This is a genomic window from Planococcus maitriensis (assembly GCF_003289925.1).
GTDB classification, from domain to species: domain Bacteria; phylum Bacillota; class Bacilli; order Bacillales_A; family Planococcaceae; genus Planococcus; species Planococcus maitriensis.
Window position 1 is genome coordinate 37,799 of the sequence record NZ_QLZQ01000010.1, and the last position, 12,657, is coordinate 50,455.

The 12,657-nt window shown below is 47.6% G+C and carries 11 protein-coding genes and 1 other annotated feature; all 11 genes read right to left on the reverse strand.

Going from position 1 to position 12,657, the window contains the following annotated elements; all coding sequences use genetic code 11:
• Window positions 1-162: 162 nt before the first annotated feature.
• Window positions 163-3,768, reverse strand: a complete 3,606-nt coding sequence (gene rpoC, locus DP119_RS15220) for a DNA-directed RNA polymerase subunit beta' (protein ID WP_112233935.1) — start codon at window positions 3,766-3,768, stop codon at window positions 163-165.
• Between the two features lie 110 nt (window positions 3,769-3,878).
• The gene (gene rpoB / locus DP119_RS15225) at window positions 3,879-7,433 is read right to left on the reverse strand and encodes a DNA-directed RNA polymerase subunit beta (protein WP_112233936.1); all 3,555 of its coding nucleotides are present in this window, start codon (window positions 7,431-7,433) and stop codon (window positions 3,879-3,881) included.
• A gap of 216 nt (window positions 7,434-7,649) precedes the next feature.
• Complete coding sequence (locus DP119_RS15230; protein WP_112233937.1) at window positions 7,650-8,252, reverse strand: class I SAM-dependent methyltransferase; 603 nt, start codon at window positions 8,250-8,252, stop codon at window positions 7,650-7,652.
• 114 nt (window positions 8,253-8,366) lie between these two features.
• Window positions 8,367-8,726 carry a 50S ribosomal protein L7/L12 gene (gene rplL / locus DP119_RS15235; RefSeq protein WP_112233938.1) on the reverse strand — a complete coding sequence of 120 codons (360 nt, stop codon included), beginning with the start codon at window positions 8,724-8,726 and terminating at the stop codon, window positions 8,367-8,369.
• 56 nt (window positions 8,727-8,782) lie between these two features.
• Window positions 8,783-9,283, reverse strand: a complete 501-nt coding sequence (gene rplJ, locus DP119_RS15240; RefSeq protein WP_068871323.1) for a 50S ribosomal protein L10 — start codon at window positions 9,281-9,283, stop codon at window positions 8,783-8,785.
• Window positions 9,284-9,318: 35 nt separating this feature from the next.
• Window positions 9,319-9,469, reverse strand: a sequence feature (ribosomal protein L10 leader region).
• Between the two features lie 42 nt (window positions 9,470-9,511).
• Entirely contained in the window at window positions 9,512-10,210 is a 699-nt protein-coding gene (rplA, locus tag DP119_RS15245; RefSeq protein WP_112233939.1) for a 50S ribosomal protein L1, read from the reverse strand.
• Between the two features lie 106 nt (window positions 10,211-10,316).
• Window positions 10,317-10,742, reverse strand: coding sequence for a 50S ribosomal protein L11 (gene rplK, locus DP119_RS15250; RefSeq protein WP_058382184.1), 426 nt, complete (start codon window positions 10,740-10,742; stop codon window positions 10,317-10,319).
• A gap of 173 nt (window positions 10,743-10,915) precedes the next feature.
• Window positions 10,916-11,449 carry a transcription termination/antitermination protein NusG gene (gene nusG / locus DP119_RS15255; protein WP_112233940.1) on the reverse strand — a complete coding sequence of 178 codons (534 nt, stop codon included), beginning with the start codon at window positions 11,447-11,449 and terminating at the stop codon, window positions 10,916-10,918.
• A 96-nt stretch (window positions 11,450-11,545) separates the two neighbouring features.
• Window positions 11,546-11,731 (reverse strand): preprotein translocase subunit SecE, encoded by a 186-nt coding sequence (gene secE, locus DP119_RS15260; RefSeq protein ID WP_058382186.1) that lies wholly within the window; start codon window positions 11,729-11,731, stop codon window positions 11,546-11,548.
• 59 nt (window positions 11,732-11,790) lie between these two features.
• Window positions 11,791-11,937: a 50S ribosomal protein L33 gene (gene rpmG / locus DP119_RS15265; protein ID WP_058382187.1), complete on the reverse strand. Its 147-nt coding sequence runs from the start codon at window positions 11,935-11,937 to the stop codon at window positions 11,791-11,793.
• A gap of 69 nt (window positions 11,938-12,006) precedes the next feature.
• Complete coding sequence (gene sigH, locus DP119_RS15270) at window positions 12,007-12,615, reverse strand: RNA polymerase sporulation sigma factor SigH (RefSeq protein ID WP_240616455.1); 609 nt, start codon at window positions 12,613-12,615, stop codon at window positions 12,007-12,009.
• Window positions 12,616-12,657: the final 42 nt, after the last annotated feature.

Genomic DNA, 12,657 nt, shown 5'->3' on the forward strand with positions numbered 1-12,657 from the left:
TTTTACTGTTTTTGCTTCGTACCTGACGATCATGTTCCCGACATGCAGAGATCGATAATCATCAACCTTTAATATACTATCATTCCTTAAGTGTAACTGTCAACCGAAACTTCAAAAAAAATCCCGGAGAGCTGAGCGCTCTCCGGGATTAGTTTGTCTAGCTTATGATTCGCTTCCGACAATCTCTTCTTGCTGGGCTTTTTCGCTCTGCTCGATTTCGATCTGGCGGTAGCGCTGCATGCCAGTCCCCGCAGGAACCAGTTTCCCGATGATGACATTCTCTTTCAGTCCGAGAAGCTCGTCGCGTTTTCCTTTGATCGCCGCATCGGTAAGAACGCGAGTCGTTTCTTGGAAGGACGCAGCAGACAAGAACGATTCTGTTTCCAGGGAAGCTTTCGTGATCCCGAGGATGACAGGTCGGCTAGTTGCTGGCATGTTGCCGGCTAGCACTGCTTTTTCATTTGCTTCTGTGAACTGATGGATGTCAAGAAGAGAACCTGGCAGCAAGTCAGTATCTCCGGCTTCAATGACGCGGACTTTACGGAACATTTGACGAACCATAACTTCAACGTGCTTATCGCCGATTTCTACCCCTTGCATGCGGTAAACTTTTTGAACTTCTTTCAATAGATACAATTGGACGGATTGCACTTCTTTGACTTGAAGCAATTGCTTCGGATCAATAGAGCCGTCTGTCAGCACTTCACCGCGCTTGATTGTATCATCTACTTGAACTTTCAAACGGGCATTGTAAGGCGCCAAGTATTTGCGTGTTTCCACGTCGCCTTGAATCGTGATTTCCTTCTGGCCTTCGCGGATTTCATCAATCTCGGTAATGGTACCGGTGATTTCAGAAATGACGGCTTGCCCTTTCGGATTTCTGGATTCGAAGATTTCCTGGATACGCGGCAAACCTTGTGTGATATCGTCTCCTGCTACGCCGCCTGTGTGGAATGTACGCATCGTGAGCTGTGTACCTGGCTCACCGATGGACTGGGCAGCGATGATTCCGACTGCTTCGCCGACTTCCACTTCGTCGCCTGTCGCAAGGTTCGTACCATAGCACTTTTTGCAAATGCCGTGTTTTGTATTACAAGTGAATGCAGAGCGGATCGTCACTTCTTTGATGCCGGCTTCGATTACGAGGCGGGCCAAGTCTTGCGTAATAAGTGCGTCTCTTTCTACAATCACTTCTTTTGTTTCCGGGTGGCGGACCGTTTTCTTGGCATGACGGCCGACAATCCGTTCTTCAAGCTCTTCGATGACTTCCGTGCCTTCCATGAGTGCGCCAACCAATAAACCACGGTCAGTTCCACAATCATTTTCACGCACGATTGCATCTTGTGCAACATCGACAAGACGGCGAGTCAAGTAACCGGAGTCAGCGGTTTTCAGCGCTGTATCGGCAAGGCCTTTACGTGCACCGTGAGTCGAGATGAAGTATTCAAGTACCGTCAGACCTTCACGGAATGAAGATTTGATCGGGAGTTCGATGATGCGCCCGGCCGGGTTGGCCATGAGCCCGCGCATACCCGCAAGCTGCGTGAAGTTGGACGCGTTACCACGCGCTCCGGAATCACTCATCATGTAGATCGGGTTCAGCGTATCAAGGGATGCCATCAGTTTTTCCTGGATGATATCTTTTGCATTGCTCCAATAGGAGATAACGCGTGTGTAGCGCTCTTCTTCCGTAATCAAGCCACGGCGGAATTGCTTCATCACTTTATCTACATTGTTTTGGGCTTCAACTAAAATTTCACCTTTGTCAGGCAAGACGACGATATCCGCAACACCGACTGTGATGCCGGCTTGTGTTGAATATTTGAATCCAAGGCTCTTCATGCGGTCAAGCATGCGTGAAGTTTCCGTAATGTGGAAACGCTTGAACACTTCCGCAATGATTTCCCCGAGGATTTTCTTCTTGAACGGCGTTACAAGCTCTGCTTCCTGGATATGCTTGCGTACATCCGTCGTTGTCGGGACGAAGTATTTCGCAGGGGTTTCCACTTGCAGGTTGTAATCCGTCGGTTCATTGATATAAGGGAACGATTTCGGAAGAATTTCATTGAAAATGATTTTCCCGACCGTAGTCAGAAGAAGCATTTTGTTTTGTTCTTCCGTAAACGTTGGATTGTTGACAGAGCCGGCTTGAACCGCAATGCGCGTATGCAAATGCACATGCCCAGTTTGGTAGGCAATCAGCACTTCTTCCGGTCCGGAGAACGTAGCCCCTTCGCCTGTTGCGCCTTTGCGCTCAAGCGTCAAGTAGTAGTTTCCTAGAACCATATCCTGAGAAGGCGTTACGACTGGTTTTCCGTCTTTCGGGTTCAAGATGTTCTGTGCTGCTAGCATAAGAAGACGAGCTTCCGCTTGTGCTTCAGATGAAAGCGGTACGTGAACGGCCATTTGGTCACCATCAAAGTCGGCGTTATAAGCTGTACAAACGAGCGGGTGAAGACGGATCGCCTTACCTTCAACGAGTGTCGGTTCAAATGCTTGAATGCCGAGTCTGTGAAGCGTCGGTGCGCGGTTCAAAAGAACCGGGTGCTCCTTGATGACATCTTCCAGCACATCCCAAACTTCCGAATGGAGACGCTCGATTTTGCGTTTCGCGCTCTTGATGTTATGAGCGAGCCCGCGCTCAACCAATTCTTTCATGACGAACGGCTTGAAGAGTTCAATCGCCATGCCTTTAGGCAGGCCGCATTGGTACATTTTCAAGTTCGGTCCGACGACGATTACAGAACGTCCGGAATAATCGACACGTTTTCCGAGCAAGTTCTGGCGGAAGCGTCCTTGTTTCCCTTTCAGCATGTGAGAAAGAGATTTCAACGGACGGTTACCTGGTCCTGTAACCGGACGGCCGCGACGGCCATTATCGATCAATGCATCGACTGCTTCTTGAAGCATGCGTTTTTCATTCTGGACGATGATGCTTGGCGCACCAAGGTCAAGCAAACGCTTGAGGCGGTTGTTGCGGTTGATGACACGGCGGTAAAGGTCGTTCAAGTCAGAAGTCGCAAAACGGCCGCCGTCAAGCTGAACCATCGGACGCAATTCCGGTGGGATGACAGGAAGGACATCCAAGATCATCCAGTCCGGGTTGTTGCCGGAGTTGCGGAAAGACTCGACTACTTCAAGGCGTTTGATCGCACGTGTGCGGCGTTGGCCTTGTGCAGATTTAAGTTCTTCTTTCAATGCATCCGTTTCGCGTTCCAAGTCGATTTCCTGAAGCAAACGTTTAATCGCTTCAGCACCCATCGCTGCTTGGAACTTCTTGCCGAATTTATCGCGGTATGCGCGATATTCTTTTTCGGAAAGCAATTGTTTTTTCTCGAGCGGCGTATCCGCCGGGTCGATTACTACGTAAGAAGCAAAATAGATAACTTCTTCCAAAGAACGCGGGGACATATCCAAGATAAGGCCCATGCGGCTTGGAATTCCTTTGAAATACCAAATATGGGAAACCGGTGCTGCAAGTTCGATATGGCCCATGCGCTCACGGCGCACTTTTGAACGGGTTACTTCCACTCCACAGCGGTCACAGACGACACCTTTATAACGGACGCGTTTGTATTTTCCGCAATGGCATTCCCAGTCTTTTGTAGGACCGAAAATACGTTCGCAGAACAAACCGTCTTTTTCAGGTTTTAATGTACGGTAGTTGATTGTTTCTGGTTTCTTGACTTCCCCATAGGACCATGAGCGAATTTTATCGGGTGATGCCAATCCGATTTTCATATACTCAAAATTATTTACATCTATCAAGGAGCCTACCTCCCTTTTGTCTCGAGTTTCTGTACGGCTCTTCCTCGTTTATGGCTAAATCGATAAGTTTCCGCCCGGCGCTGTGCCGGACGGTTTCTTCTATATATACTTTAGTCAATCGTGCCTACTGGTGATTCTTCGTCGGCAATCGGCAAGATGTTAAGAGAATCTGCAGGTTGAAGATCGTCTTCTTCATCCAAATCGCGCAATTCGATCTCTTCATCGTCGATTGTGAGCATTTTGACGTCCATACCCAAACTTTGAAGCTCTTTGATCAATACTTTGAACGATTCCGGAACACTTGGTTCTGGAACACTTTCACCTTTGACAATCGCTTCGTACGTTTTCACACGGCCAACCACGTCATCCGATTTAACGGTCAAGATTTCTTGGAGTGTATGCGCAGCACCGTATGCTTCAAGTGCCCAAACTTCCATCTCCCCGAAACGCTGACCGCCGAATTGCGCTTTACCGCCAAGTGGCTGCTGTGTAACGAGTGAGTAAGGTCCAGTTGAACGTGCATGGAGTTTATCGTCAACCATGTGTGCCAGTTTGATCATGTACATGATCCCGACAGACACGCGATTGTCGAATGGCTCACCGGAGCGGCCATCATAAAGGATGGTTTTTCCGTCGCGTGGCATCCCGGCTTCTTCCATCGTTTCCCAGACATCTTCTTCATTCGCGCCATCAAATACGGATGATGCCATATGAAGGCCTAGGGAGCGGGAAGCCATGCCAAGGTGAAGCTCAAGCACCTGTCCGATGTTCATGCGGGACGGAACACCAAGCGGGTTCAACATGATATCGATCGGCGTGCCATCCGGCATGAATGGCATATCTTCTTCCGGCAAGATGCGGGAGATAACACCTTTATTCCCGTGGCGTCCGGCCATTTTGTCACCGACGGAGATTTTCCGTTTTTGGACAATATAAGCGCGCACCAATTGGTTAACGCCCGGTGGCAATTCGTCGCCATCTTCACGGTTGAAGATTTTCACATCAAGCACGATCCCGCCTGCACCGTGAGGCACACGCAAGGAAGTATCGCGTACTTCACGCGCTTTTTCACCGAAGATTGCATGAAGCAGGCGTTCTTCCGCTGTCAGTTCCGTAACCCCTTTAGGCGTTACTTTACCGACTAGAATGTCACCGTCTTTCACTTCAGCACCGACACGGATGATGCCGCGGTCGTCCAAGTTGCGCAAAGCATCTTCGCCGACGTTAGGAATATCACGCGTGATTTCTTCAGGCCCGAGCTTTGTATCACGGGAATCTGATTCATATTCTTCGATATGGATCGACGTGTAGACATCATCTTTCACGAGGCGCTCACTCATGATGATCGCATCCTCATAGTTAAAGCCGTCCCAAGTCATGAATCCGACAAGCACGTTACGGCCAAGCGCCATTTCACCGCGTTCCATTGAAGGTCCATCAGCCAGGATGTCGCGTTTTTCTACACGATCGCCGACTTTAACAATTGGGCGCTGGTTATAGCTGGTACCTTGGTTTGAACGGATGAATTTCTGCAGGCGGTACGTATCCAAGTCGCCTTTGACTTCGTTGCCTTCCACATTTTCGATGCGGCGAACGCGAATCTCTTTAGCCTCAACGAACTCAACAATTCCGCCATGCTTCGCGATTACGGCAGCGCCTGAATCACGTGCAGCTAAGTGCTCCATGCCAGTTCCGACAAACGGAGCTTCTGGGTTCAATAGAGGCACAGCTTGACGTTGCATGTTCGCTCCCATCAATGCACGGTTGGAGTCATCATTTTCAAGGAAAGGAATACATGCCGTCGCAACGGATACAACTTGCTTCGGAGAGACGTCCATGTAATCGATGCTAGAGCGGCTGTAAACTGTGTTTTCACCACGGAAGCGTGCAACGACTTCTTCTTCGACAAACGACCCGTCTTCGTTCAAGCGCGAATTCGCCTGAGCGACAACATAGTTATCTTCTTCGTCAGCCGTTAAGTAATCGATCTGGTCGGTAACTTTATTCGTTTCCGGATCGACGCGGCGATAAGGTGTTTCGATAAAGCCGAATTTATTCACTTTCGCAAATGTTGAAAGCGTGTTGATCAAGCCGATGTTCGGGCCCTCAGGCGTTTCGATCGGGCACATGCGGCCATAGTGGGAGTAGTGAACGTCACGAACTTCAAAGCCGGCACGCTCACGCGTCAAACCACCGGGCCCAAGCGCAGATAGACGGCGTTTATGCGTCAATTCAGCAAGCGGGTTCGTTTGGTCCATGAACTGGGACAATTGGGAGCTGCCGAAGAACTCTTTAATCGATGCAATAACCGGGCGGATATTGATCAATTGCTGAGGTACGATCGATTGCGTGTCGTTGATCGACATACGCTCACGCACCACGCGTTCCATACGGGACAAGCCGATACGGAATTGGTTCTGCAGAAGTTCGCCGACTGAACGCAGACGGCGGTTACCAAGATGGTCAATATCATCTGTGTTGCCGACGCCATGCAGCAAGTTGAAGAAATAGCTGATGGACGAGATGATATCCGCAGGCGTTACATTTTTGATCTTATCTTCGATATATGCATTGCCGATAACGGTGATTTCTTTTTGCTCATCGTCGTTCGGTGCATAGATTTTAATGGATTGGAGTGTCACGTCGTCTTCAAGCACGCCTCCAGCTTGGGAAACGGTATGGAAACCGACGCCATTTTCCAAGTTAGGGATCAAGCGGTCGAGGACACGGCGGTCAATAACAGTTCCAGCTTCTACTAAAATTTCGCCCGTTTCAGGATCGACGAGTGTTTCAGCAATCGTTTGATTGAACAAGCGGTTTTTAATATGAAGCTTTTTGTTCATCTTGTAGCGGCCGACATTCGCCAAATCGTAGCGTTTCGGGTCGAAGAAACGTGAGTAGAGTAAGCTCTTAGCGCTTTCTACTGTTGGCGGTTCTCCAGGGCGCAGGCGCTCATAAATCTCAAGAAGCGCTTTTTCCGTGTTTTCGGTATTGTCTTTATCCAAAGTGTTCTGTAAATACTCGTTATCGCCGAGCAATTCGATGATTTCCTGGTCGGAACCAAAGCCTAATGCACGCAGAAGAACCGTTACAGGCAATTTGCGTGTGCGGTCGATGCGTACGTATACGACATCTTTTGCATCGGTTTCATACTCAAGCCATGCACCACGGTTTGGAATGACAGTAGCGCCAAAACCTCGTTTGCCGTTTTTATCTGTTTTGTCGTGGAAATAGACGCTTGGTGAGCGTACTAATTGCGAAACGATGACGCGCTCTGCGCCGTTGATGACGAAAGTCCCAGTTTCTGTCATCAATGGGAAATCGCCCATGAAGACGTCCTGTTCTTTCACTTCATCCGTCTCTTTGTTGTGAAGACGCACTTTTACGCGAAGCGGCGCTGCGTAAGTAACATCCCGTTCTTTCGATTCATCAACCGGGTACTTAGGATCCGCTAGGCTGTAGTCGACGAATTCCAAGGAAAGGTTTCCTGTGAAATCTTCGATTGGTGAAATGTCGCGGAACATTTCACGAAGCCCCTCTTCTAAGAACCATTCGTAAGAAGACGATTGGATCTCAATCAGATTCGGGAGATCTAGAACTTCACTGATTCTCGAAAAACTTCTGCGTTGACGATGCTGACCGTACTGAACTAGTTGACCTGTCAACTTATTCACCCCTCAATAAAACGATTATAGGACTTTGCGATATCTGTAAAATAGTGTATGATATCGAAAAGACAAAAAGAAAACGAGACCGCATATGAGCTCATTTTCGGTTTACACATGTTAAAACTGGCCGCCATGCTCTGCCCGAAAAAGGGCAAACGACCTCAAAATAATATTTTTTGCATTTTATTATAATATCACAGGCGTTTTGTCAAGTCAAACTTTTCTAGCCTCGAAAATAAAGTAACCTTTCTTCTTATCGGCCACCCGAACGTCGCCGAACAACTTCTGCAATTTCTCTTGAGTCGACGGGGCACCCTGCTTTTTTTGTATGACTACCCACAACGATCCAGAAGCCGCAAGCTTTGCATGCGCTTCTTCGTAAAAACGGAAAATCGTCTCTTTTCCCGCACGAATCGGCGGGTTTGTCAGGATAGCGCCGAATTCTTGCTGTTCGACATTGGACAAGCCGTCGCTTTCATAGACTGAAACATTCTCAACGCCGTTTAACACGGTGTTTTTTTGTGCAAGTTCGATGGCTCTGGCATTAATGTCGACCATGTGCACGTGTCTTTGTGGAAATGCTTTGGCGATAGCCATTCCGATTGGTCCATATCCGCAGCCCACATCGAGGATAGGGCCTTCTATAACTGGTTCATCAAACGCCTCAATCAATAGCCGCGAACCGAAGTCGACTTCATTTTTGCTGAACACGCCTGAATCCGTTTGAAACCGGAACGTCTCGCCCCGCAATGTGTAGGTCCACTCTTGGGGTTTGCTTTTAGTTTGAGGATTTTTGGAATAATAATGCTGGGACATACGGAGCCCTCCTTCTATCATACAATCACAAAGTTCTCGCCGGATTGAATTTAAAAAGAAGAAAAAGCCCGTCGGTAAATACTGACGAGCTTTCTTTCTTATTGTGAAATTATCTTATTTGAATTCTACAGAAGCGCCAACTTCTTCGAGTTTAGCTTTGATTTCTTCAGCTTCTTCTTTAGATGCGCCTTCTTTAAGAGCTTTAGGAGCTTCGTCAACAAGACCTTTCGCTTCTTTCAGGCCAAGACCTGTAACTTCGCGAACGACTTTGATGACTTTGATTTTTTGGTCGCCAGCAGAAGCTAGGATTACGTCGAATTCTGTTTGCTCTGCTTCAGCAGCGCCACCAGCAGCAGCTGCAGCAACTGGAGCAGCAGCAGTTACGCCGAACTCGTCTTCGATTGCTTTTACTAGGTCGTTAAGTTGAAGAACTGTCATTTCTTTGATTGCGTCTAGAATTTGTTCTTGTGTCATTATAATTTCCTCCTATGATAGGTAATTTTTTTTGTAATGCTCAGGATGCTAAGAGATTAAGCGCCCTGTTCTTCTTTTTGGTCTGCAACTGCTTTTGTTGTAGCAGCGAAGTTGCGGACTGGAGCCTGTAGTACGCTGAGTAGCATAGACAATAGGCCATCGCGTGATGGAAGTTCAGCAAGAGCTTTCATTTCATCTGCAGATGCAACATTGCCTTCGATGATACCGGCTTTGATTTCTAGTGCTTCGTTGTCTTTTGCGAAGTTGTTGATGATTCGCGCAGGAGCAACGACGTCTTCGTTCGAGAATGCGATAGCGTTCGGTCCTGTGAAGTGTTCGTTGATCGCTTCAAGGCCGTGGACTTCTGTCGCGCGGCGAGTCATTGAGTTTTTGTAAACTTTAAACTCGATGCCTTCCTCACGAAGCTGTTTACGAAGTTCTGTAAGCTGGGCAACGTTCAAACCGCGGTAGTCAACAACGACAACTGATGCTGCAGCGTCGAACTTATCAGCGATTGTTTGCACAACAACTTTTTTCGTTTCAATTGCTTTGCTCATGTGGGCACCTCCTATAGATTTGTCATTCATACCGTCCGTCCATAAGAAAAGCCTCTGGTCCAGTGCAGACACAGAGGCATAAAATCAGCATCAATTAAGATGGAATCTGAATTCATCATGTCCTCGGCAGGGATTCATTAAGCGGCAAGCCGCCCCTGCTGTCTGCGGTACAAATGGTTATTTCACAACTTCGCCAGTATAACGAAGTTGTGAAAGAATGTCAATATTTTATTTAACAGCTACTTTTGCAGGGTCTACTTTGACAGCAGGTCCCATTGTAGTCGTTACGTTTAGGGATTTCATGTACGTGCCTTTAGCAGCAGATGGCTTGGCCTTCAAGATCACGTCATAGATTGCTTGCAAGTTTTCAGCAAGTTTGCTGTCTTCGAAAGACACTTTGCCGATTGGCGCGTGGATGATTCCGGCTTTGTCAGCACGGTATTCCACTTTACCAGCTTTGATTTCCTGAACAGCTTTAGCTACATCAAATGTAACAGTTCCTGTTTTCGGGTTTGGCATCAAACCTTTTGGCCCAAGAACGCGCCCAAGTTTACCAACTTCGCCCATCATGTCCGGAGTTGCGACGATAACGTCGAAATCGAACCAGCCTTGTTGGATTTTTTGGATGTACTCAGCATCGCCGACATAGTCAGCTCCTGCTTCTTCAGCTTCTTTCAGTTTGTCGCCTTTAGCGAAAACCAAAACGCTTTGAGTTTTACCAGTACCGTTTGGAAGCACGACTGCCCCACGGATTTGCTGGTCGTTTTTACGCGTGTCGATTCCTAGGCGGAAAGCGACTTCTACAGTAGCGTCGAAGTTAACTGTGCTTGTTTTTTTCGCAAGTTCGATAGCTTCTTGCGCTTCGTAGAACTTAGAACGGTCGATCAATTTTGCTGCTTCTTGCAGCTTTTTGCCTGTTTTAGCCATTTTAAACGTCCTCCTTGTTGTGGTCTAACGGATTGAACCTCCCACGATTAAGGGCTGCGCTGTTCGCGTTGAACTGCGCAACCCATCCAAAAACAACTTCTTGAAATTAGTCTTCGATTGTAATGCCCATGCTGCGAGCAGTACCTTCAACCATCAACATTGCAGCTTCAACTGAAGCAGCATTTAGATCTGGCATCTTAGTTTCTGCGATTTCGCGAACTTGGTCGCGTTTCACAGTCGCTACTTTATTGCGGTTCGGTTCGCCTGAACCTGATTCAATACCTGCTGCTTTCTTCAATAGAACTGCAGCTGGCGGAGTTTTCGTAATGAAAGTAAATGAACGGTCTTCAAATACCGAAATCTCAACCGGAATAATAAGTCCTGCTTGTTCAGCAGTACGCGCGTTAAATTCTTTACAGAAGCCCATGATGTTGACGCCTGCTTGACCTAGTGCTGGTCCTACTGGCGGCGCTGGGTTAGCTTTTGCTGCAGGAATCTGCAATTTTACGACTTTAACTACTTTTTTAGCCACGAAACACACCTCCTTAAGTCCGTGATGTGGTAATAGGGTTGCCCCTCCCACTCATATCTGTCCGTCAACTTGATTTTCGTTGATAGAATTAATTGGTTTGTACAGATGCTGCCCTTTGGCAGTCTGACCTATGAAATGATACCACCATTGCAAAAAAATAGCAAGGGGCCTTATTATACTTTTTGGACCTGCTCGAAATCGAGCTCCATTTTCGTTTCGCGCCCGAAGATGTCGATCGACACTTTGACTTTGCCTTTCGTGTCGTCGATTTCTTCGACCTTGCCCTGGAAGTTGGCGAATGGCCCTTCCATGACTTCGACTGTATCCGCGACTGCAAAATCGATGTCCACTTTGCGTTCGGTCATGCCCATTTGCTTGAGGATGAAATCGACTTCTTCTTCTAGAAGAGGCGTCGGTTTCGCTCCCCCGCCTGATGAGCCGATAAACCCGGTCACACCCGGCGTGTTGCGGACGACATACCAGGACTCATCCGTCATGATCAATTCGACAAGCACATAACCGGGGAAGGTTTTGCGCATCACTGTGCGTTTTTTGCCGTCTTTGAAATCTGTTTCCTGTTCTTCAGGGATGATGACGCGGAAAATCAAATCTTCCATTCCCATTGTTTCTACGCGCTTTTCCAGGTTTGCTTTCACCTTGTTTTCGTAACCGGAATACGTATGGACTACATACCAATTTTTCTCCATATTCGAGCGGACTAAGCGTCCATCCCTCCTTTTTTACAAATGAAAAAACCCGTTCCATGGAATGACGGGCTATTTTTCGTTATTCTGATGACTGTGTTACAGTGCCAGGAACCAACGGAATAATTCCGATATGCCGGTATCGATCAATGCGAAGAAAAGAGCCATGAAGATGACCGTTGACAGGACGACGATTGTATAGCGCGTCAATTCCTTGCGTTTTGGCCAGCTGACTTTTCTCATTTCCGAAACGACATTTTTAAAGAAATCGCCAATGTTACCCATTATCGTAAAAACCTCCGAATTTCAAAATCACTCTATATCGTCCGGCATTCAAAGCAATGTTATTTCGTTTGTTTATGCACGGTATGCTCGTTGCAATGAGCACAGAATTTTTTGAGTTCCAAACGTGTGCTTGAATCCGCTTTCGCAGGTACCGCATAATTGCGGGAAGCACATTTCGAGCAGCTCAACACGATTTTTTTAGCCATTATTCTCACCTTGCTCTATTTTACAGCTTTTTCAAGAGTATCATCATAAAAACTTGCTGTCAATAGTACTTACGAGGACCGGCTTTCACTCGCCTGCAGATGCCGCTCAAGTTTCCGCTTGACGCGCTGCAAGGCATTATCGATTGATTTTACATGCCGTTCCAGCTTTTCAGAGATTTCCTGGTAAGACTGCCCATCGAGATATAGCGTCAGGACTTCCCGCTCTAGCTCACTCAGCACCTCATCCATTTTGCCTTCCATATAACGGAATTCCTCGTTGTGGATCATCAACTCTTCCGGATCGTCTGCGCCGCTTCCGGCAAGTATATCCATCAGTGTCCGGTCCGACTCTTCGTCATAAATCGGCTTGTCGAGAGAGACATAGGAATTCAGTGGAATATGCTTCTGGCGTGTAGCTGTCTTGATCGCCGTGATAATCTGGCGGACGATGCAAAGCTCCGCGAATGCGCGGAATGAAGACAGTTTATCACTCCTGAAGTCACGGATGGCTTTATACAAGCCGATCATTCCTTCCTGGATGATGTCTTCCTTATCTGCGCCAATGAGAAAATAGGAACGGGCTTTCATCCGCACAAACGGGCGGAACTTGGTTATTAGAAAATCCAAGGCTTCCGTGTTGCCGCTATGGACCAGACCGACAAGTTCTTCATCTGCCATTTCAGTAAAGTTACGGTTGCGAACTTGCTCAAAATTTTCCAC

What these genes read in the sequence shown, in the direction of transcription:
- DP119_RS15230 (WP_112233937.1), bottom strand. Translation starts at nt 8,252, where the DNA reads ATGTCCCAGCATTATTATTCCAAAAATCCTCAAACTAAAAGCAAACCC.
- rplL (WP_112233938.1), bottom strand. Translation starts at nt 8,726, where the DNA reads ATGACACAAGAACAAATTCTAGACGCAATCAAAGAAATGACAGTTCTT.
- rplJ (WP_068871323.1), bottom strand. Translation starts at nt 9,283, where the DNA reads ATGAGCAAAGCAATTGAAACGAAAAAAGTTGTTGTGCAAACAATCGCT.
- rplA (WP_112233939.1), bottom strand. Translation starts at nt 10,210, where the DNA reads ATGGCTAAAACAGGCAAAAAGCTGCAAGAAGCAGCAAAATTGATCGAC.
- nusG (WP_112233940.1), bottom strand. Translation starts at nt 11,449, where the DNA reads ATGGAGAAAAATTGGTATGTAGTCCATACGTATTCCGGTTACGAAAAC.
- secE (WP_058382186.1), bottom strand. Translation starts at nt 11,731, where the DNA reads ATGGGTAACATTGGCGATTTCTTTAAAAATGTCGTTTCGGAAATGAGA.
- rpmG (WP_058382187.1), bottom strand. Translation starts at nt 11,937, where the DNA reads ATGGCTAAAAAAATCGTGTTGAGCTGCTCGAAATGTGCTTCCCGCAAT.
- sigH (WP_240616455.1), bottom strand. Translation starts at nt 12,615, where the DNA reads ATGGCAGATGAAGAACTTGTCGGTCTGGTCCATAGCGGCAACACGGAA.